Source organism: Mesorhizobium sp. M8A.F.Ca.ET.057.01.1.1 (genome assembly GCF_003952565.1).
Lineage (GTDB): Bacteria > Pseudomonadota > Alphaproteobacteria > Rhizobiales > Rhizobiaceae > Mesorhizobium.
Genome location: NZ_CP034454.1, coordinates 2,710,234 through 2,731,838, shown reverse-complemented (window position 1 = coordinate 2,731,838; position 21,605 = coordinate 2,710,234). Strand labels below are relative to the sequence as shown.

Annotated in this window: 16 protein-coding genes, 2 tRNA genes and 1 pseudogene; 15 read left to right on the top strand and 4 right to left on the bottom strand. The window is 63.5% G+C overall.

Features of this window, described 5'->3' with window-relative positions:
* Positions 1-5 precede the first annotated feature (5 nt).
* The 3 genes from EJ077_RS12665 to EJ077_RS12655 form a co-directional block, all read right to left on the bottom strand.
* Positions 6-1,028, bottom strand: a complete 1,023-nt coding sequence (locus tag EJ077_RS12665; protein ID WP_208702390.1) for an aldose epimerase family protein — start codon at positions 1,026-1,028, stop codon at positions 6-8.
* A gap of 87 nt (positions 1,029-1,115) precedes the next feature.
* On the bottom strand, positions 1,116-2,573 hold the full coding sequence (locus EJ077_RS12660; RefSeq protein ID WP_208702388.1) for an NAD-dependent succinate-semialdehyde dehydrogenase: 1,458 nt from the start codon (positions 2,571-2,573) through the stop codon (positions 1,116-1,118).
* 181 nt (positions 2,574-2,754) lie between these two features.
* Positions 2,755-3,705: an AEC family transporter gene (locus tag EJ077_RS12655; RefSeq protein ID WP_208702386.1), complete on the bottom strand. Its 951-nt coding sequence runs from the start codon at positions 3,703-3,705 to the stop codon at positions 2,755-2,757.
* Between the two features lie 106 nt (positions 3,706-3,811).
* On the opposite strand from EJ077_RS12655, the gene EJ077_RS12650 reads away from it, so the two are divergent.
* From EJ077_RS12650 to EJ077_RS12605, 10 genes and pseudogenes are all read left to right on the top strand, one after another.
* The gene (locus tag EJ077_RS12650; protein WP_208702384.1) at positions 3,812-6,832 is read left to right on the top strand and encodes a caspase family protein; all 3,021 of its coding nucleotides are present in this window, start codon (positions 3,812-3,814) and stop codon (positions 6,830-6,832) included.
* A gap of 100 nt (positions 6,833-6,932) precedes the next feature.
* Complete coding sequence (locus EJ077_RS12645; protein ID WP_208702382.1) at positions 6,933-7,481, top strand: histidine phosphatase family protein; 549 nt, start codon at positions 6,933-6,935, stop codon at positions 7,479-7,481.
* A gap of 229 nt (positions 7,482-7,710) precedes the next feature.
* Positions 7,711-7,784, top strand: a tRNA-OTHER gene (locus EJ077_RS12640).
* 1 nt (position 7,785) lies between these two features.
* Positions 7,786-7,851, top strand: a tRNA-Thr gene (locus EJ077_RS12635).
* A gap of 359 nt (positions 7,852-8,210) precedes the next feature.
* A complete protein-coding gene (locus EJ077_RS12630) occupies positions 8,211-9,353 on the top strand; it encodes a slipin family protein (RefSeq protein WP_208702380.1) in 1,143 nt (380 codons plus the stop codon).
* Between the two features lie 233 nt (positions 9,354-9,586).
* The gene (locus EJ077_RS12625; RefSeq protein ID WP_027029416.1) at positions 9,587-9,880 is read left to right on the top strand and encodes an acyl carrier protein; all 294 of its coding nucleotides are present in this window, start codon (positions 9,587-9,589) and stop codon (positions 9,878-9,880) included.
* A gap of 55 nt (positions 9,881-9,935) precedes the next feature.
* Positions 9,936-11,123: a beta-ketoacyl-ACP synthase gene (locus EJ077_RS12620; RefSeq protein ID WP_208702378.1), complete on the top strand. Its 1,188-nt coding sequence runs from the start codon at positions 9,936-9,938 to the stop codon at positions 11,121-11,123.
* Between the two features lie 45 nt (positions 11,124-11,168).
* The gene (locus EJ077_RS12615) at positions 11,169-12,440 is read left to right on the top strand and encodes a beta-ketoacyl-ACP synthase (protein WP_208702376.1); all 1,272 of its coding nucleotides are present in this window, start codon (positions 11,169-11,171) and stop codon (positions 12,438-12,440) included.
* Positions 12,441-12,476: 36 nt separating this feature from the next.
* On the top strand, positions 12,477-13,505 hold the full coding sequence (locus tag EJ077_RS12610; RefSeq protein WP_208702374.1) for a zinc-binding dehydrogenase: 1,029 nt from the start codon (positions 12,477-12,479) through the stop codon (positions 13,503-13,505).
* A 13-nt stretch (positions 13,506-13,518) separates the two neighbouring features.
* Positions 13,519-14,501 (top strand): annotated as a pseudogene (locus tag EJ077_RS12605) (lipid A biosynthesis lauroyl acyltransferase).
* 70 nt (positions 14,502-14,571) lie between these two features.
* Here EJ077_RS12605 and EJ077_RS12600 read toward each other — a convergent pair.
* On the bottom strand, positions 14,572-15,000 hold the full coding sequence (locus tag EJ077_RS12600) for a L,D-transpeptidase (RefSeq protein WP_208702372.1): 429 nt from the start codon (positions 14,998-15,000) through the stop codon (positions 14,572-14,574).
* Positions 15,001-15,215: 215 nt separating this feature from the next.
* Here EJ077_RS12600 and EJ077_RS12595 point away from each other — a divergent pair, with 215 nt between their 5' ends.
* From EJ077_RS12595 to EJ077_RS12575, 5 genes are all read left to right on the top strand, one after another.
* Positions 15,216-16,496, top strand: a complete 1,281-nt coding sequence (locus EJ077_RS12595; RefSeq protein WP_208702370.1) for an acetylornithine deacetylase/succinyl-diaminopimelate desuccinylase family protein — start codon at positions 15,216-15,218, stop codon at positions 16,494-16,496.
* Positions 16,497-16,657: 161 nt separating this feature from the next.
* Positions 16,658-18,136 carry an ABC transporter substrate-binding protein gene (locus tag EJ077_RS12590; RefSeq protein ID WP_208702368.1) on the top strand — a complete coding sequence of 493 codons (1,479 nt, stop codon included), beginning with the start codon at positions 16,658-16,660 and terminating at the stop codon, positions 18,134-18,136.
* A 34-nt stretch (positions 18,137-18,170) separates the two neighbouring features.
* Positions 18,171-19,118, top strand: a complete 948-nt coding sequence (locus EJ077_RS12585) for an ABC transporter permease (protein WP_208702366.1) — start codon at positions 18,171-18,173, stop codon at positions 19,116-19,118.
* Positions 19,115-19,984: an ABC transporter permease gene (locus EJ077_RS12580; RefSeq protein ID WP_208702364.1), complete on the top strand. Its 870-nt coding sequence runs from the start codon at positions 19,115-19,117 to the stop codon at positions 19,982-19,984. Before EJ077_RS12585 ends, EJ077_RS12580 begins: the two co-directional genes overlap by 4 nt.
* Positions 19,981-21,603, top strand: coding sequence for an ABC transporter ATP-binding protein (locus EJ077_RS12575; RefSeq protein WP_208702362.1), 1,623 nt, complete (start codon positions 19,981-19,983; stop codon positions 21,601-21,603). Before EJ077_RS12580 ends, EJ077_RS12575 begins: the two co-directional genes overlap by 4 nt.
* The last annotated feature ends 2 nt before the right edge of the window (positions 21,604-21,605 follow it).

Below are 21,605 nucleotides of genomic sequence, written 5' to 3'. Positions count from 1 at the left end.
AAAAGCTAACCTTGCCGGAAGCGGTATTCCGTCACGTGGTGATAGATAGCGCCAGGCCATAGCGTCGCCTGCGGGAAATAGGGCCGGTTCGGCGCGTCGGGCCATATTTGCGGCTCCAGGCAGAAGCCGCTGAAGGCCTTGTAATTCCGCCCTTCCAGGCCGGAGCGTGGCGTCACATATTGCCCGGTGTAGAGCTGGACACCGGGCTCCGTTGTCCAGACTTCCATCTCGACGCCGGAATTCGCCCCTTGCACCCACGCTGCCTGCTTGAGTGGCCCGCGCGCCGCCGCCAGGCAGAAATTCTGGTCGTAGGGCAGCTGTTCGCCTTCCGTCTCCATGCGCAGCGGCCGCGCTTGGCGAAAATCGAAAGGCGTGCCGTCGATCGGCTTCACCACGCCGGTCGGGATCATGTCGCCGTCGACAGGCAGATAGGCGCCGGCGTTCAGCATCATCCTGTGGTCGAGAATATCGCCCGTGCCGCCATCATCGAGGTTGAAATAGGAATGCTGGGTAAGATTGCACGGCGTCGGCTCCTCGCAGGTCGCCGTCAGTTCGACGCTCAGCGTGCCGGGAATTTTCAGCCGGTAGGTGCAGGTAACGTCGAGTGCACCGGGAAAGCCCATCGTACCGTCGGGATCATGCAGCGTCAGCGTGACAAAATCCCTGCCATGCAGCGAAACCGTCCATGGCCGATGGGAGTAGCCTTGCGAGCCGCCGTGCAGCGTATGCTTGTCGAGGAAGTTGCGCTCGGTCTGGTATCGGTTGCCGCCAATTGTGAAGCGGCCGTCGCCGATGCGGTTGGCGTAGCGCCCGACCACGGCCCCGAAGAAGCCAGTGTCGGTCTCATAGGCCCCCAGATTGTCGTAGCCGAGGACCAGCGGCGCGTCGTGCCCGGTCAGACGCAGGTCCTGGACGATGGCGCCAAGCCCGATGATGTTGGCGGTGAGGCCGCCGCCCCTGATCGTAAAGCGGCGGATCGGTTCGCCTGCCTGTGTCGTGCCGAAAACCTCGCCGTCCTTCATCGTCATGCCCGCAAATGCCAGTGGATCCAAAAGGACTTCGGCTGGTTGTTCAGCCTGGGGCAGGTTTACCAGCCTGCCCCAGGCACTAGCCTATCAGAGGCCGAGGCCGCCGATGCACACATATTTGGTATCGAGGTAATCCTCGATGCCCTGATGTCCACCTTCCTTGCCGAGGCCCGATTCCTTGACACCGCCAAAAGGTGCTTCAGGTGTAGTGATCAGCCCTTCATTGACGCCGACCATGCCGTATTTCAGGCCTTCCATGACCCGGAAGGCGCGGCCGAGATCGCCGGTGTAGAAATAGCAGGCAAGGCCGAATTCGGTGTCGTTGGCGAGCGCGATGGCTTCTTCCTCGGTTTCGAACTTGAACACGGGTGCGACCGGGCCAAAGATCTCTTCCTTCATGAAGCGCATTTTCGGCGTCGCGTTGGCGATGACCGTCGGCTGGAAGAACGAACCGCCCAGTGCATGGCGATGACCGCCGGCGACGACCTTGCCGCCCTTTGAGGTGGCATCGGCGATCAGCTCCTCGACCTTCTCGACCGCCTTCTCGTCGATCAGCGGCCCCTGCTGGACGCCCTCTTCGAGGCCGGAGCCGACCTTCAATCCGTTGCTGGCCGCGGCGAGCTTTTCGACGAACTTGTCGTAGACGCCAGCCTGGACCAGGAAGCGGTTGGTGCAGACGCAGGTCTGGCCGGAATTGCGATATTTGGCGGTGATCGCGCCAGCAACGGCACGCTCGATATCGGCGTCGTCGAAGACGATGAACGGCGCGTTGCCGCCGAGTTCCATCGACACCTTCTTGACCGTAACCGACGACTTCTGGATGAGAAGCTTGCCGACCTCCGTCGAGCCGGTGAAGGTGATCTTCGACACCAGCGGATTGGCGCAGATCTCGTCGCCGATCTCGCTCGCCGGACCGGTCAGGATGTTGACGACGCCCTTGGGGAAGCCGACTTCCTCGGCCAGCGCGCCCCAGGCCAAGCCGGAATAAGGCGTCTGCGAGGCCGGCTTGACGACGGCGGTGCAGCCTGCGGCAAGCGCGGGACCAAGCTTGCGGGCCAGCATCGAGGACGGGAAATTCCATGGCGTGATGGCGGCAATGACGCCGACCGGTTCCTTGGTCACCAGGATGCGGCGGTCCGCCCATGGCGAGGGCACAACGTCGCCATAGGTGCGGCGGCCTTCCTCGGCGAACCACAGGATGTAGGCGGCGGCCGAACCGATCTCGCCCTTGGATTCGAACAGCGACTTGCCCTGCTCGATGGTGAGCAGTTCGGCCAGCACGTCCTGATTGTCCATCATCGCGTCATGCAGTTTGCGCAGCAGCTTGGAGCGCTCGAGCGCGGTGGTCTTGCGCCACGACTTGAAGGCGGCGTCAGCCGCCTCGATGGCGCGGCGTGTTTCGGCCTTGCCCGACTTCGGCACGGTGCCGATCTTGAGGCCGGTAGCCGGATTGTTCACATCGACCGTCTGGCCGCTGTCGGCCTGCACCCATTCGCCGTTGATGAGATTGGCCTGGCGCATGAAATGGCTGGTTTTCTGAAGCATGGTTTAGCCTCCGTTCGGCGCTCACGGGCCGCTATCTGGATGTCTTCGGTAAAGCGCAGGCAGGGCCGCACGCTGGAGCCATTGCTCTTAACCTAGGGAAAGCCCCGCAAGCAATCGCAAGATGGCATATAGGGGTTGGGCCAGCGCAAGGCGAGAGGGGGTTGGCGCAGCTGTCGCCGGCTCACCCGAAAACATGCAGGACAACCGTCAGCCAGAAAGCGGTAGTAATGGCCGCGCAAGCAGTGGCGATGGTCATCTGGTTCGACGCCAGCGCCTGGCCGGTGTTGAACTGGACGGCGATGAGATAGGAATTGATGCCCGACGGCAGCGCCGCCACCACGACCGCCACCTTGGCCGTCAACGGCGGCAGCCCGAGCAGCCAGACGAAGGCAAGAACCAGCGCCGGCATCAGGAACAGCTTCAGCACCGAAAGCGCCAGCGCTGGCCGGACATTGCCTGATATGCCGAAGCGGCGCAGGCTGAGCCCCATGGCAAACAGCGCCACCGGCCCGGCTGTGTTGGCCAGTGCATCGACCAGCCGCATGACGAGATCGGGCAGCGGCACGCCGCTGACGCGCCATGCCAGCCCCAGCAGAATGCCGATGATCAGCGGGTTGATGAACAGCCGCCTCAGGAAACTGCGCAGGACCCGCAAGGGATGCACATGTTCGCCGCCGCCTCGGCCGAACATTTCGAACAGCACGATCGAAGCCATCATCATGATCGGCAGATGCACCGAGACGAGCAGCGACAGCACTTCGAAGCCGCTCGGACCGAATATGCCAAGGATGAAGGGAGCGCCGAGCAGCACGACATTGGAGTAGGCGGACGATACGCCGCCGACGACCCCGGCGCGCGCGTCGCGTCCGAATATCCGCGTGGTGACGAGATGGCCCGCGGCCCAGGTGATCGCCGCGGCCGTGAAATAGGCGCCCCATAGTGGCCATGGCGCGACGCCATGGAAATCAGCCTTGACCATGGTCTGGAACAGGAGCAGCGGCATGGCCACGCTGACGGCAAAATCGGATATCCCCTCGCCGCTCGCCGGTCTCAAATAACCTGTGAACCCAGCGAGATAGCCGAGCGCGACAAGACTGAAGACGAACAGGACGGTTTCGGTGAGTGGAGACATTTTTCAGGGATAGTCGAGCCACCGCCGCGGCGCAATCGCGCCCGAATTTGATCATCGTCGGCTGCCAGGGTTATAGAGGGCTTGGATCATCAGGGCGGAACGACAGATGACCTTTGTCGACACCTCGAAACTGCGTCTTTTCCGGCGTGCGTGGCTGACGTTGTTTGTCGCCATGCTTGTCTCCGGTGCCGCGTCGATGCTTCAGACTGCGGAGGCAAAAGACCTCAAGGGCGTGGCGCTGGTCGTCGGCCAGTCCAAATACGAACACATCGCTACCCTGCCCAACCCGGCCAATGATGCCCGCGACATGGCCAAGATGTTGACCGATCTCGGCTTCGACGCCCGCAACGTCACCGATCGCGATGCGAGCAAGCTGAAGCGCGACCTCGAACGCTTCGTCGAGGACGCCGAGGGCGCCGACGTCGCCCTCATCTATTACTCCGGTCACGGCATCGAGGCCGGTGGCGAGAATTATCTGGTTCCTGTCGACGCCGACGTCTCGTCGCTCAAGGATGCCGATCAGGCACTGGTGCCGATTTCCGCCGTCATGGACGAACTGAAGAAGACCGTGCCGGTGACGATCATGCTGCTCGACGCCTGCCGCACAAATCCGTTTCGATCAGACGCCGTGGTGCGGCGCGCACCGACCGCCTCCGCCGAGCCTATCGGCGCCGGCGGACTGGAGCCGGTGCGCGGCGCCAAGGCCCTCGGCAATGCGCCGGCGGCCGACGCGAGCCTCGGCACGGTGATCGGCTTCGCCGCGGAACCCGGCCGTCCGGCGCTCGATGGCGCCGCTGGCGAAAACAGCCCCTATGCAGCGGCCCTGCTGCGCCATCTCGCGGCGATGAAAGGCACCGAGTTCGGCTCGGTCATGCGCATGGTGACGGAAGAGGTCTATCTCGACACCAAGGCGAAGCAGCGCCCCTGGGTCAACGAAAGCCTGCGCCGGCTGCTCTATTTCGGTGTCGCACCGCCCGAACCGACCGGCGACGACAGGCTGATCACCGGAGAACGGCGGCAGTTGCTGCTGACCATCTCCGACCTGCCCGACCCCAAGCGGGCACAGGTGGAGCTGGCGTCGCTGCAGGAAGGCGTCCCGCTCGACGCGCTTTACGGCGTGCTGAGGGCGCTCGGCACGGAGAAAATCCCGGAAGATCCGGCCGACCTGCAGAAGGTGCTCGACGCCCAGGCTGAGCGCCTGAAGAAGATGATGTCTGAACGTGCGGCGCTGCGCACGGACGATCCGGAGATCAAGCGCCTGGTCGCTTCCGCCGACAAGGCCATCGGCCAGGGCGCGATCGCCACGGCGCGAAAATTCCTCGATGATGCCGTGGGGCGGGTCGAAGCGACCAACGACACGGTCGACCAGGCTGAGGAATTGATCAAGCAGAAGCGCATCGCCGATGCCGCGATCTATGCCAAACGGGCCGACGCCTCGGCACTGGTCTTCGACTACAAGTCCGCCGCCAACGACTATGCCAAAGCGTTCTCGCTGGCTGAAAAATGGGACGACAAGCTGCGCTGGAACTACAAGAACCAGGAGGCGGAAGCACTTAATTCCTATGGCTACGCCACCGGCGACCTGGATGCGCTGCGGCACGCGATCGAAGCTTATCGCGCCATATTGAACTTCATTCCCAATGGCGAACAGAATCGCGATTGGGCCATCACCCGCAACAACATGGCGGTGGTGCTGCAGAACATCGGCGAGCGCGAGACCGAGACCGCGCGTCTCGAAGAGGCCGCGCAGATCTTTCGCGACTCGCTAGCCGTGTTCGAACATGTGAAGGACGACCTCAACTGGGCCGCCGCCCAGAACAATCTCGGCAATGTGTTGTTGAAGATCGGCGAACGCGAGAGCGACCCGAAGCGCTTGAACGAGGCGGTGGCGGCGATGCGCGCCACGCTCGACAAGCGCCCGCGCGACAAGGTTCCCCTCGACTGGGCGTCCTCGCAGAACAATCTTGGCCTCGCGCTCTATGCGCTCTCCGAACGCGAACCCGGCGGCGAGCATCTGGCCCAGGCGGAAGCGGCCTACCGGCTGGCGCTCGAGGAATATACGCGCCAGAAAACGCCGGTCGAATGGGCGATGGTCGAGAACAATCTCGGCAACACGCTTGTGACCCTCGGCATCCAGCTCAACGACAAGGCCAGGATCAACGACGCCGCCGACGCCTTTCGCGCCGCGCTCGAAGTGCGAACCCGCGACACATTCCCCGTCTCCTGGGCCACCAGCCGGCTCAACCTCGGCAATGCGCTGAGCGGTGTCGCCCGTTTCGACATGGGCACCGACACACTCGAAGAGGCGGCGGCAGCCTATGACGATGCGCTGACGGTGTTCACCAGGCAGCGCTTCCCGATGGACTGGGCGTCGGCGCAGAACAATCTCGGCTCGATCTACCAGACGCTTGGCCAGCGCACCCGCGACGCAGCCAGGCTGGAGCAGTCGGTTGCGGCATTCCAGGCGGCCCGCCAGGTCTATGTCAGGCGGAAATTCCCGCTTGATTGGGCGATGAGCTACTACAATCTCGGCAACACGCTGCAGCTTCTCGGAGGCGTAACGGACAAGCCCGAACACTATGACGAGGCGGTCGATGCCTACCGCAACGCCTTGCGTGAATACAAGCGCGAAACCAACCCGCGGCAATGGGCGCTGACCCAGGCCGGCCTCGGCTCGACGCTGCACTGGTTGAGCATGAGCAATGCCGACCCCAGGACCTTGCGGGATTCGATCGCCGCGCGGCGTGCGGCGCTCGAAGTGCTGACCATCGAGACCTCGCCGGTCGACTGGGCGAACGCGCAGAACGGCATCGGCATGAGCCTGCTCAACCTCGGCAACATAGAACGGACCGGCAAATATCTCGACGAGGCCGAGGCGGCCTTCACGGCAACGCTGAAAGTGTTCACCAGGGAAAGTCAGCCCATGCAGTGGGCCTTCGAACAGAACAATCTTGGCGACATCCACTGGAACCGCGCCAGCTATGGCGGCGGCAAGCCGGAATATCTCAAGGCGATCGCGTTCTTCGAGAACGCCAAACAGGGCTTTACCGAAGCCGGCTACACGATCCCGATCCCGCTGACCGACCAGAAGATCGATCTGGTGAAGCAGCAGCTCGCCAAAAAGTGAGGCTTGAGACGCGGCCATCGCCCGGCTTGTCTTTGTGCCCACTTTCCAATCCCTATATGCGAATGGTTGGAGCCCGATACGGACTCATGGAAGGGTGGCGATGATCCGGTTAGCCTTGGCGTTGTTCCTGCTTGTCGTCCCCGCCGCCGCGCACGCGACGGACGCCGGCTGGGCGCTGCTGCGCGACGGTGGCCATGTCGTGCTGCTGCGCCACGCCATGGTCACCGGCACCACAGACCCGGCCAATTTCGACATCGGCAATTGCGCTACCCAGGTCAATCTGTCGGCGCGCGGCAAGCAGCAGGCGAGCAAGATCGGCGCCCTGTTTGCCGCCCGCGCGGCGCCCGTCGAACGCGTCCTGTCAAGCCGCTACTGCCGCTGCCTCGACACGGCGCGCACCGCCTTCGAGGCCGAGCCGGAACTGTTCGCACCGCTCGACCTCCTGAAGGGCGACGATGCACAGAAAGCGGTGCAGATCGCTGCCATCATGAAGGAAATCCGCGCCTATTCCGGCTCCGACAATCTGGTCATGGTCACCCATCTGGAAGACATCGTGGCGCTGACTGGCATCTCGCCCCGCGAAGGCGAAGCCGTGGTGGTCGAACCGCAGGGTGACGGCCTGCGCGTCCTTGGCCGCGTTACGTTTTGAGGGGACTGGCCCCGATCCCAGGCGCGGCAACCGTTGTTGCGGAAATGCCACTGCCGGAATAAGCCGCAAATTCGCCGCCACAATGTCGCTTGCGACAACCCGTCGCAGGGGCTATAGGCGCGTTCCCGGTCACGAAAACCGAAGTGAGCACAGCGGTTGGAGCTTTCGTCTCCGCCCGTGCAGGTGGCTTTGCCGCCCTGTATACGGCGCCGCTTTGGGGATTGGGATCGCGGATGTAGCTCAGAGGTAGAGCACCGGATTTGGGTCCGGAGGTCGCAGGTTCGAGTCCTGCTGTCTGCACCACGGATAGCTCAGTTTGGTAGAGCATCAGACTTGTAATCTGACTGTCGAGGGTTCGAATCCTTCTCCATTGGCTGATAAGCCAACACCTTTGGGCGGTGTTACCCAAAACGGTCCGGGGACTGGAATGCTGAAGACCTGACGGACGGCCGAAGCCTTCGGGCCAAGGCCGGATCGAAAGATCTGATGCCATCGGCTCGCGGCCAGGCTCGCGGTGATGGTCAAGGCGCAGCGTCGCCGGCAAAGGAGGCCAAGGCCTCCGGCGCCCGCTTCGCTGCCTCGCGATCCGCTCCCGAGGGCCCGCCACGGATTGATGCCACCAGTCCCCGGATCATTCGTGCCGGAATTGGAAGTGAAACGAGAAACGAAGGGAAGATCGACGCATGACGTGACGCCTCGCATGGGGCCATGCCCGACAGGAGTAAGACAATGACCATTCTCGATACAGTTCTTGGGCGCGAGCGCGTCCTCGTAAAGGAAAATGAGCGTGCCCTCACCCTGTACAAGGGAGAGATCAAGGCCGTCCTGCTGCCGGGTGAGCACTGGCTCGCCAACCGGCGTGGCAGCCTTGAAGTGTCGCGGCACGATCTGAGGAACCCGGAATTCGTTTCGGCGTACGAGAAGGCGTTGTTCGACAAGCTCCCGGACGTGGCCGCGCGTCATTTCACCGTCGTCCGCACCGGGCGCACGGAGGTCGCCGTCATCGAGCGCGACGGCAACCTCCATTCCGTGCTGGCGCCGGACCGCAAGCTGGTGCTGTGGACCGATGCCGGACCGTGGAAGGTGACGATGGTCGACACCGCGGCCGATCTTGCCACCGAGCCGGCGCTCCTGCGCCGGCTCGGCCAGGCTCGGAAGACGGAATTGATGTCCGTCCATCCGGTTCTGGATGGTCAGGCAGGATTGCTGTTCGTCGACGGTGTCCTGGTGCGGACGCTTGCCGCCGGCGTGCACGGCTTCTGGAACGTCGGACGGATGGTGCAGATCAAGGTCGTCGACCTCAAGCGCCAGTCGCTCGACGTCGCCGGGCAGGAAGTGCTGACAAGGGATCGCGTCACGATCCGCGTCAACATCGCGGCCGAATACCGGGTCGTCGATCCGGTCAAGGCGGTGAGTGCGGTGAAGGACTTCTCCGAGGCCCTCTACCGTGCCCTGCAGTACGCCTTCCGCAAGACGTTGGGCGCGCTCACGCTCGACCAGATCCTTGAAAAGAAGGTGACGGTCGACGAAGAGGCGGCGGCCAAAGTCAGAGCCGACATGGCCGAGATCGGGGTCGAGGTCAGCGATATCGCACTTAAGGATGTCATCCTGCCGGGCGAGATGCGCGAAATCCTCAACCAGGTGGTTTCGGCCGAAAAGCAGGCCGAGGCCAACGTCATCCGCCGCCGCGAGGAGACGAACGCCACGCGTTCGCTCCTCAACACGGCCAAGGTGATGGCGGAGAACCCGGTGATGCTGCGGCTGAAGGAGCTCGAGGCCCTGGAAGCCATCGCAGGCAAGGTCGAGCGGCTGACCGTCCACAACGGAACGGGCGGGCTGTTGAACGACCTGGTCAAGCTTCGCGAGAGCTGATGCATGTCGCCCAAAAGTGGTTCCGGTTTTGGGGTGACGACATGCATCGAACCAAGCATTGACCTTACGTCAATTGGAAGGGCCGCCGGGTTGACCGGCGGCCCTTCTTGCCTTTCCAACACGCCCTCCCCATCTGCGCCCGGCTTATCAGGCCTTTTCCTGCCGGGAAAAACCGATTAGACAGCGCCCAAACCAGCTGCGGACAGATTCCGCCCGCAAAGAAGGAAAAGCCCTTGTCCACCACGAACTCCACCACGTTCGACAAAGTCGCCAAGATCATTGCCGACACCAGCGAGATCGATATCGACACCATCACGCCCGAGAGCCACACCATTGACGATCTCGGTATCGACAGCCTCGACTTCCTCGACATCGTGTTCGCCATCGACAAGGAATTCGGCATCAAGGTGCCGCTGGAAAAGTGGACCCAGGAAGTCAATGACGGCAAGGCTTCGACCGACGACTACTTCGTCATGAAGAACCTGTGCGCCAAGATCGACGCGCTGGTTGCCGCCAAGACTGCCTGACATCGGCCGGCGCGTGGCCTTGACGGGCTGCGCCGCCTGACCCACAAAGCCGCTCATGAGCAGCCCCCACGACGTCGTCATCACAGGTATCGGCCTTGTTTCCTCGCTGGGGGAAGGTCCTGACGCCCATTGGCAGAAGCTGGCGCAACCCGGCCGGGAGCCGGTGCTCGAAGCCGCGCGCTTTGCACCCTACACCGTCCATCCGCTGCCAGACATCGACTGGAACCTGCAGATCGCCAAGCGCGGCGACCAGCGGCAGATGGAGACATGGCAGAGGCTCGGCACCTATGCCGCCGGACTTGCGCTGGACGACGCCGGCATCAAGGGCAATGACGAGCTCTGCACCACCATGGACATGGTCGTGGCCGCCGGTGGCGGCGAGCGCGACGAAGCGGTCGATGCCGACATTCTCGCCGCTTCGGAAAACCGCAACGACCGCGACGTACTGCTCAACGAGAAGCTGACCACCGAGCTGCGTCCAACCCTGTTCCTGGCGCAGCTTTCCAATCTGCTCGCCGGCAACATCTCCATCGTCCACAAGGTGACGGGCTCGTCGCGCACCTTCATGGGCGAGGAGGGCGCCGGCGTCGCCGCCGTCGAGACGGCTGCCGCGCGCATCCGCTCCGGCCAGTCGACGCATATCCTGGTTGGCGGCGCCTTCCAGACCGAACATTCCGACATGCTGCTCGGCTACGAGCTGGCCGGTTATCTGCATCGCGGCCCGTGGAAGCCTGTCTGGCAAAGGCAGGGCGCCGAGGGCGGTGGCGTGGTGTCGGGCTCCGGTGGTGCCTTTCTGGTGCTGGAGCAGCGCGAACACGCGACAAGTCGCGGGCGCAAGATCTATGCCGAACTCGGACAAGTCGTGTCCGGCCGCGCCAGGCGATCGCGCGGAGAACTCGATGCCGAGATCGCCGCTCTGCTCGAGCAGGCGTCGCCTGGCGGCAAGTTGCTCGCCATGTCGGGCGCGTCTGGCGCGCATGCGGCAACCCTCGCCGAGAAAGCAGCGTTCGATGCCGTCGAGGCAATCGTCGCGCGCGGTTTCTCAACGCTGACCGGCCATATGAAGGAAGCACAGTTCCCATTCGCCGTGGCGCTGGCGGCATTGGCTGTCGATCGCAAGGCGGCCTACCCTGTTTTTGACGCCATGTCCGAGAAGCCATTTGACGGCATTCCCGCGAGCGTCCTTGCAACGGCGATCGGCTATCACCAATTCGAGGGCATGGCGCTGGTCAACGCCGCCTGAGGCGGCGTTTCGCGAGCGTGCCGCAGAGATAAGAAGGGCTCCCGGATGGCCAATTTCAGAGATCACATGGGCAGGCCCGTTGTCGCCGTCACCGGCATAGGGGTGGTGACCTCGCTCGGCGTCGGCAAGGCTGACAATTGGGCGGCGCTGACTTCGGGCAAGTCCGGCATCCACCCGATTATCCGTTTCCCGGTCGATCACCTCAACACGCGCATCTCCGGCATGGTCGACTTCCTGGCATCGAGTTCGAAGGGTGCCAGCCCCCTCACCTATGAACTGGCCGAGACCGCCGCGCGTGAAGCCGTGGCCGAATCCGGGCTCGATTCCGGTCATTTCGGCGGTCCTCTCTTCCTCGCCTCGCCGCCGGTCGAGCTCGACTGGCACGAGCGCTTCGCGCTCTACAATTCCGACAAGCAGGATTCCGGCGCCGAAAGGTTGCTGCGTGTGGCGCGTGGCCTGAAGGAACTCGATGTCTTCGAAACCACCCAGTTCGGTTCGATCGCCGACCGGCTCGCCGACCGGTTCGGCACGCGCGGCCTGCCGATCACGCTGTCGACCGCATGCGCCTCCGGCGCCACCGCCATCCAGCTCGGCGTCGAGGCTATCCGCCGTGGCGAATGCGACCGGGCGGTGTCGATCGGCGCCGACGGTTCGGCAACCGCCGAGGCGCTGATCCGCTTCTCGTTGCTGTCGGCTCTTTCCACCCACAACGACAATCCGGAAAAGGCTTCCAAGCCGTTTTCCAAGGACCGTGACGGCTTTGTGTTGGCGGAGGGATCCGGCGCTCTGGTGCTGGAATCGCTGGAGGCGGCGCTTGCCCGTGGAGCCGAAGTCCTCGGCATCCTCAGCGGTTGTGGCGAAAAGGCCGACGATTTCCACCGCACCCGCTCCAAGCCGGACGGTTCGCCGGCGATTGCCGCTGTCCGGGCCGCCCTTGCCGACGCGGGCCTCGGCGAAGACGAGATCGACTATGTCAACGCCCACGGCACCTCGACGCCGGAAAACGACAAGATGGAGCACTTGTCGCTGTCGACGGTGTTTGGCGAGCGCATCGGTTCGATGCCCATCTCGTCCAACAAGTCGATGATCGGCCACACGCTGTCGGCAGCGGGCGCGGTCGAAGCGGCGTTTTCGCTGATGACGATGCGCGAAAGCGTCATTCCCCCGACCATCAACTATGACAATCCCGACCCTGCGATCGCGCTCGACGTCGTGCCGAACAAGAAGCGCGATGCGCAGGTTCGCACCGTTCTGTCCAACTCCTTCGGTTTCGGCGGCCAGAACACTTGCCTTGTCATGGCGCGGGAACCGGTCTAAGCGAGCCCTTTCCGCTTAACAGAACCGACAGGCTCCATGCGCGCACTGCAACTTATCGAGGACCGCCGTCTTGAAACGGTGGACCTGCCGCCACCACCGCCACCCGCACTCGGCGAAGTGACGCTGCGCATCAGGGCAGTGGCGCTGAACCACATCGACGTCTGGGGTTGGCGCGGCATGGCCTTCGCCAAGCGCAAGCTCCCGCTGGTCGTCGGCGCCGAGGCCTCCGGCGAGGTCGAGGCGGTCGGCCCCGGCGTTTCCAGCCTGCTGCCGGGACAATTGGTATCGATCTACGGCGCACGCACCTGCGGCCTATGCCGGGCCTGCCGCGAAGGCCGCGACAACCTTTGCGAGCATGTTTCGGGCGTTCACGGTTTCCATCTCGATGGCTTCGCGCAGGAAAAGATCAACCTGCCGGCGCGCCTGCTGGTCCCCGCCCCGCCCGGCGTGACCGACATTGGCGCTGCGGTAGCGCCCGTCACCTTTGGTACGGTCGAGCATATGCTGTTCGACAATGCCAGGCTGCAGCCTGGCGAGACGATCCTGGTCCATGCCGGCGGATCCGGCATCGGCTCGGCGGCGATCCAGTTGGCCAAGCGGATGGGCTGCACGATCATCACCACTGTCGGTTCGAACGACAAGATCGACAGGGCCAAGGCGCTAGGCGCCGACCATGTCATCAACTACCGCGACGACCGCTTCGAGGGCGTCGTGCGCAAGCTGACCAAGAAGAAAGGCGTCGATGTCGTGTTCGAACATGTCGGCGCCGACACCTTTGCCGGCTCGATGCTGTGCCTGAAACGCGGCGGCCGCCTGGTGACCTGCGGCTCGACCTCGGGCGTGTCGACGCAGATCAACCTGATGCAGCTTTTCCAGCAACAGTTGAAACTGCTCGGATCCTTCGGCTGCCGCATGGAGAACATGGCCAACGCCATGCAGAAGATGGCCGCGGGGCAAGTCGCGCCGGTCATCGACACCGAGGTCGGCTTCGACGATATCGATGCCGCGCTGAAGCGCATGGAAGGCCGCGACGTCTTCGGCAAGATCATCCTGCGCGTCGCCTAGAGCCTCGATTTCAGTGCTCAAGAAGCTTCGCCGGGACCTGAAATTTCGCTATGGCAGGCAACTGCGCCAGGTGAATTACTGGCTTGTCGCGCGGGCCGCGATGATCATCATGTCGTTGCTGCGCCTGCTGCCGGTCGACAGTGCGCTGAATTTTGCCGACCGCGTCGCTCGCCTCATCGGTCCGAGGGTCGGACGCCACCAGGTCGCCCTCGACAATCTGCGCAAGGCCTATCCGGAAAAGAGTGATGGCGAAATCCAGGCCATCGCCTCCGACATGTGGGGCAACATGGCCCGCCTTGCCGCCGAATACATTTTCCTCGACGCCCTGTTCGACTATGACCCCGCCGCCGGCAAGCCCGGTCGCGTCGAGGTCAAGGGAACCGAGCATTTCGTCGAGATCGCGGCCGAGAAGCAGCCGCACATCGTCTTCACCGGCCATCTCGGCAATTTCGAACTGCTGCCGGTGGCGGCCGCGACCTTCGGCATGAACATCACGGCGCTGTTTCGCCCGCCCAACAACCCCTACCTCGCCGACTACATCCTTTCGACAAGGCGCTCGACCATGGGCGGCTTGCTGCCGTCGATGGCCGGAGCCTCATTCGCGCTGGCGGGGTGTTGGAGAATGGCGGCAATATCGGCGTTCTCGTCGACCAGAAATTCTCCAACGGCCTGGACACGACCTTCTTCGGCCGTCCCTGCCAGAGCAACCGCGTGCTCGGCACCCTTGCCCGTCACTATGACTGCGACGTCTACCCGGCGCGCTGCCTCAGGCTGCCGGGCAACCGCTTCCGGCTCGAGATCGAGGACAAGCTGGTCTTGCCGCGCACCGCGGACGGCAGCGTCGACGTCCACGCCACCACCCAGATGCTGAACGATGTCGTCGAGCGCTGGGTCCGCGAGGACCCCGGCCAGTGGATGTGGTTCCACAAAAGGTGGGAGATCAGCAACTGGCGGCGAAAAAAGCGCACCAAGGCGGCTCCCGTCTCAAACACCTGAGCAAGCCGCCGGCGGGAACGTGAGTTCCTCCGCCAGCAGACAAAGCCAATATCAGCGAACCGCCAACCGCCTAATTGGTGACGACAATGCGCGTATTGCCGAATCCGACTTCGCGCACCATCGAATAGAAGGCTGCGGCATTGGTCGTATGCAGCCTTACGCAGCCATGCGAAGCCGGGCGGCCGAGTTGCCTGACGGCGCCTGTTCCATGGATGGCATAACCACCATGGAAGAACACGGAATAAGGCATCGGCGACATTTCGTACTTGCGCGAATACCACATCCGCGCCGTGCGCTGCGGCCGGTAGGTGCCGCGTGGCGTGAAATAGCCCGGACGGGCGGTCGACACGGCCCACCGATACACCGAATCACCATAGCGGACCGTCATTGTCTGCGACGACACGTCGATATTCGCCACCAACGTGGCCGCCTCACTTGCGACCGATGCGCCAAACAGCGCGACGGCCAGCACCGTTGCCTTAAGGAACGACATTTTCATGCGATCAAACCCCTTTGATTGCCCCTTGCCTGCCCGCCATCACGTTATATTTCACCTTTTTAATGGCAGTGAACAGATAACACACACTCCTTGACCAATTCGCCAATCCAATGCAGCGAATTTGAACGATTTCCCGCGATAGTTGCCGCAAGGACACGTTGCGCGGATGGTCGACGGGCTTGCAAAACCGTGGGGTTCGCTGCTCAACTCGTGGCATGAACGAGAGACTCCTCAAGGCAATCGATAGCAGGCGCGACGAGTTGGTGGCGCTGACCGCCGAACTGATCCGCTTTCCGACCATCAATCCACCCGGCGAAGCCTACAGGCCATGCGCCGACTATATTGGTGCGCGGCTAAGGAAGCGCGGCTTCGAGACCGAGTTCATCCGCGCCGAAGGCACGCCCGGCGACACCGATCGCTATCCGCGCGTCAATGTCGTTGCCCGTTTCGACGGCCGGTCACCGGGCGCCTGCGTCCACTTCAATTCGCATATCGACGTGGTCGAGGCTGGCGAAGGCTGGACGGTGGATCCCTTTGCCGGCGTCATCAAGGACGGCAAGGTCTATGGCCGCGGCGCCTGCGACATGAAGGGCGGCCTCGCCGCCTCCATCATCGCCGTCGAGGCCTTCATGGAAGTCTTCCCCGACTTTCCCGGCGCCATCGAGATCTCGGGCACGGTCGACGAGGAGTCCGGCGGTTTTGGTGGCGTCGCCCATCTGGCCGGGCTCGGCTATTTCTCGAAGCCCAGGGTCGATCACGTCATCATCCCCGAGCCCTTGAACAAGGACCGCATCTGCCTCGGCCATCGCGGCGTCTGGTGGGCGGAGATCGAGACCAAGGGCGAGATCGCGCACGGCTCGATGCCGTTTCTCGGCGACAATGCGGTGCGCCATATGGGCGCCGTCCTCAGGGCATTCGAGGACGATCTGTTCCCCGCACTCGACCGCAAGATCACGCGCATGCCGGTCGTGCCGGAGGGCGCCAGGCGCTCGACCATGAACATCAACTCCATCCATGGCGGCCAGACCGAGGATTTCCGGCCCGGCCTGCCCTCGCCCAACGTGCCCGATTCCTGTCGGCTAACCATCGACCGTCGCTTCCTGCTCGAGGAGGATCTCGCCACGGTCAAAAGCGAAGTGACCGGCATTCTCGACCGGCTGAAGCGGGAGCGCAAAAAATTCGACTATGAGATCCGCGATCTGATGGAGGTGCTGCCGCTGATGACCGAGCGTGACGCGCCCGTGGTCAAGGCCGTGGCGCAAGGCATTCATGCCATCTTCGACCGCGAGCCCGACTATGTCATATCCCCCGGCACCTACGATCAGAAGCATATTGCTCGCATCGGTCACATCTATGACTGCATCGCCTACGGACCCGGTATTCTCGACCTCGCCCACCGGCCGGACGAATGGGTTGGCATATCGGACATGGTGGAATCGGCCAAGGTGATGGCGATCGGGCTCAACGTGCTGGTGCGCGGCACCGCCACGGGATAACCCTCCATCGCGACAGGCTTCGACCTTTTTACACAGCTGGCACGGCAAAAACATTCTCGGCCATCCTGCCTGGCAGCACGAAACGCAATTTACTCCCGTGCGAAATCACGCTTCTATCGCCCGGTTTGAGCACGTGTCCTGAACGCATGGGGAGTTGCACGATGAGACTGTGGAAAACCATTCTGGCCGCGGCGGTCCTTGCGCTGGCCGCTGGAAGTCAGGCTTTTGCGGGCCGGACCGACCTGGTCATTGGCATTCCGCTCGAACCACCGCATCTCGATCCGACCGCGGGCGCCGCGGCGGCGATCAAGGAAGTGCTCTACGCCAATGTCTTCGAGGGCCTGACCCGGATTGGCCCCAATGGCGAGGTGCTGCCGGATCTGGCCGAGAGCTGGACCATTTCCGATGACGGCAAGGTCTACACCTTCAAGCTGCATACCGGAGTCAAATTTCATGACGGCGCCGATTTCAGCGCCGACGACGTGAAATTCTCGCTCGACCGGGCCCGCGCCGACAATTCCATGAATGCGCAGAAGGGCCTGTTCGCGGCCATCGACAAGGTTGACGTTATCGATCCGGCAACGGTCAAGGTCACGCTGAAGAACCCGCAAGGATCCTTCCTCTATAATATGGGCTGGGGTGACGCGGTGATGGTGTCGCCAAAGTCAGCCGACACCAACAAGGAGAACCCGATCGGTACCGGCCCGTTCAAATTCCAGAATTGGGCCAAGGGATCGTCCATCACGCTGGTAAAAGCCGACCATTACTGGGGCGCTCCGGTGTTCCTCGACAAGGTCGAGTTCCGCATCGTGCCGGATGCCGCGGCCTATGTGCCGGCCCTGCTGTCCGGCGACATCCAGGCCTTCCCCTTCTTCGATCCCGACAGTCTCGCACAGGTCAAGGACGATCCGCGTTTCAAGGTGGTGATCGGCTCGACCGAAGGCGAGACAATCCTGTCGATCAACAACAAGAAGCCGCCTTTCGACAAGCTGCAGGTCAGGCAGGCAATCTCCTACGCGCTCGACCGCAAGGCGATCATCGACGGCGCCTCGGCCGGTCTTGGACTGCCGATCGGCTCGCACATGTCGCCGGCCAACAAGGACTATGTCGACCTCACCGGCCTCTATCCGCACAATGTCGACAAGGCCAAGGAACTGTTGAAGGAGGCCGGGTTGGAGAACGGCTTCAAGGCGACGCTGAAACTGCCGCCACCCGGCTATGCCAGGCTGGGTGGCGAGATCATCGCCTCGCAACTTCGCGACGTCGGCATCAACCTCGAGATCATCCCGGTCGAGTGGGCGCAGTGGCTGGACCAGGTGTTCACCAAGAAGGACTACGACCTGACCATCGTCTCCCACACCGAGCCCAACGACATCGATATCTATTCGCGCAAGGACTATTATTTCAACTACGACAATCCGACCTTCGACAAGGTGATCGCCGATCTCAACCTCACCTCCGACGAGGCCAAGCGCAAGGAGCTGCTTGGCGAGGCGCAGAAGATCCTGGCCGACGACGCCGTGGTCGGCTTCCTCTACGAATTGCCCAAGGTCGGTGTCTGGGACGCCAAGTTGCAGGGCCTGTGGGAAAACGCGCCGATCCAGGCCAATGATCTCACCAAGGTGAAGTGGAGCGAATGAGGCTTGTGGTGCGAGCGCCGCTCCCTCGCCTCCCATGACCACCTACCTCCTCAAGCGCCTCGCCATCGCCCTTGCCACGCTGGTGCTTGCCTCGATGGTGGTCTTCGCCGTGCTGGAAATCCTCCCCGGCGACCCGGCGCGCCTGATGCTGGGCATGAACGCCAGCGCCGACCAGGTGGAACTGCTGCGCGACCAGATGGGCCTCAACGCGCCGCTCGTCCTGCGCTATTTGCACTGGGCAGGCGGCCTGCTCAGCCTCGATTTCGGCCGCTCCTATACCTATTCGGTACCGGTTATCGATCTTGTGCGTGAACGGCTCGCCGTCTCGTTGCCGCTGGCGCTGATCGCGCTTGCGCTCTCCACCATCATCGCCATTCCGGTCGGGCTTTATTCCGCCAGCCGGCGCGGACGGGCCGGCGACACGATTTCAATGGGCGTGGCGCAGCTTGGCGTCGCGGTGCCCAATTTCTGGTTCGCGCTGATGCTCATCTATGTCTTTGCCGTCTGGCTGCGGCTGGTCCCGGCCGGTGGTTTTCCGGGCTGGGCTGCCGGCGCCTGGCCGGCGCTAAAATCGCTGCTGTTGCCGGCGGTGGCGCTTGCCCTACCGCAAGCGGCGATCCTGGCGCGCGTCACCCGCTCGGCGCTGATCGAGGTCCTGAACGAGGACTATATCCGCACCGCCCGCGCCAAGGGTCTGCCCTATCGGGCCGTGCTGTGGCGGCACGCGCTGCGCAACGCCATGATCCCCGTGCTGACCATTCTTGGTCTGCAATTCGCCTTCCTGCTCGCCGGCACCATCATCATCGAGAATGTCTTCTATTTGCCCGGGCTCGGCCGGCTGGTGTTCCAGGCGATCACCCAGCGCGACCTGATCGTCGTCGAAAGCGTCGTCATGCTGCTGGTCGCCGCCGTCATTGCCGTCAATCTCGTCGTCGACCTGTCCTATGCGGTGGCCGATCCCCGCCTGAGGACCCGGCAATGACGCTGCGCATCGACATCCCCGACGAGACGTTCCGCAGCATCCTGGCCAAGGCGTTTGGAAATACCGCCTTCGTCGCCGGCTTCGCCATCACCGTGCTGATCCTGGCGATGGCTGTGATCTCTTACGTCTGGACACCCTACGATGTGACGAAGCTGGTCATAGCCGACAAGACGCAAGGCCCCTCACTGGCCCATTGGTTCGGCACCGACCATTTCGGCCGCGACATCCTGTCGATGATCATGGTCGGCGCCCGCAACTCGATTGCCGTGGCGCTGGTCGCGGTCGGCATAGGCATGGGTGCCGGCGTGCCGCTCGGCACCTTTGCCGCCGCGCGCGGCGGCCTCGTCGACGAAGCATTGATGCGCATCAACGACCTCGTCTTCGCCTTCCCGGCGCTGCTCTCGGCGATCATGATCACCGCCATTTTCGGGCCCGGCGCCGTCAACGCCATCCTCGCCATCGGCATCTTCAACATTCCGGTCTTTGCCCGCGTCGCCCGCGCCGGCGCGCTTGCCGTCTGGCCGCGCGAATTCATCCTGGCCGCGCGCGCCGCCGGCAAGAGCAGCACGCAGATATCGATCGAACATGTTCTGCCCAACATCGCCACGCTGCTCCTGGTGCAAGGCACCATCCAGTTCGCGCTGGGCATCCTGGCCGAAGCGGGGCTTTCCTATCTCGGCCTCGGCGCGCAGCCGCCCATGCCGAGCTGGGGCCGCATGCTGTTCGACGCCCAGACGCGCATGGTGGTAGCGCCGTGGATGGCGATCTTCCCCGGCATGGCGATCGTTGTCACCGTGCTCGGCCTGAACCTTTTGGGCGACGGCATCGCCGATATTCTCGACCCGAAATCGCGGCGGCAGCGATGAGCCTGCTGGAGATCGAAAACCTATCGTTGACCATCGGCGACACGCCGATCCTGAAGGAGATCGAACTCTCCGTCGCGCCCGGCGAGATCATGGGATTGGTCGGCGAATCCGGCTCCGGCAAATCGATGACCGCGCTGACGGTGATGCGGCTCCTGCCTCATGCCGCACGCGCCACCGGGCGCGTCACATTCGACGGCATCGACATCCTGGCAGCGACCGAGGACCAGATGTGCGCCCTGCGCGGCGACGACATCGGCATGGTGTTCCAGGAACCGATGACGGCGCTCAATCCGGTCAAGACAATCGGCGAACAGGTCGCCGAAGGCATACGCTGGCACACCAGCACAAGCCGAGCCGACGCCGAGGATCGGGCGCGAAAAATGCTCGACCGCGTCGGGCTGCCCTCGGCAAAGTTCCCGCTGTCGCGCTATCCGCACGAATTGTCCGGCGGCCAGCGCCAGCGCGTCGTCATCGCCATCGCCTGCGCACTGAAGCCGAAGCTCTTGATCGCCGACGAGCCGACGACGGCGCTCGACGTGGTGCTGCAGGCGCAGATCCTCGACCTGCTGCGCGACCTCGTCGCGGAAAACCGCATGGGCCTGCTGCTGATCTCGCACGATCTCGCCGTCGTGACCGAGATGGCCGACCGCATCACCATCCTGCGCCATGGCGAGGTGATGGAGGCCGGCGACACGGCGCGCACGCTCTCCGGTCAGCTTCATCCCTATACGCGCCAACTGGCGCAGGCCTCGATGCATGTTCCGGCGCGCGCCAAGCCTCATCTCGTCGGGACGGACCAACCCTTGCTGCAGGTCGAAGGCATCACCCGCGACTATCCCGGCCGCCGGACTTCGCTGTTCAGGCGCGCGCCTGCCATCCGCGCGGTCGACGATGTCTCCCTGTCGATGGCGCAGGGCCAGTCGGTGGCGCTGGTCGGCCGCTCCGGCTGCGGCAAGTCGACCCTTGCCCGCATGATCCTGGCGCTGGACCGGCCGAGTTCGGGTGCGATCCGCTTTCGCGGCGAAGCCATCACCGGCAAGAGCGAGGCCGAGTTGAAGCCCGCCAGGCGCGATATGCAGGTCGTCTTCCAGGACCCCTACGGCTCCTTCGATCCGCGCCAGAAGGTCGAAAAACTGGTCGCCGAGCCCTTGCATGTCCTGGAGAAAAAACCGACGCGCGCCGAACGCCGGGAGATGGTGGCGCATGCGCTGCACGAGGTCGGCCTCGACCAGCGCGACATGGACAAATACCCGCACGAATTTTCTGGCGGCCAACGCCAGCGTCTGTCTATCGCCCGCGCCATCATCACCCGGCCAAAACTGGTGGTCGCCGACGAGCCGGTCTCGGCACTCGATGTCTCGATCCGCGCGCAGATCCTGGACCTTTTCGCCGGGCTCAACCAGAAACTCGGCATCGCCTATCTCTTCATCACCCATGATTTGGCCGTCGCCCGCGCCATCACGGACGAAGTGCTGGTCATGCATGAGGGCAAGATCGTCGAGCGGGGCAAGACGAACGACGTGTTGGACCGCCCGCAATCCGAGGCCGCCAGGGCGCTGGTCGCGGCTGCGCCGGATCTGCACCGCGCAATCGCGAAGCGGATGCAGGAACAGGGGTGAGC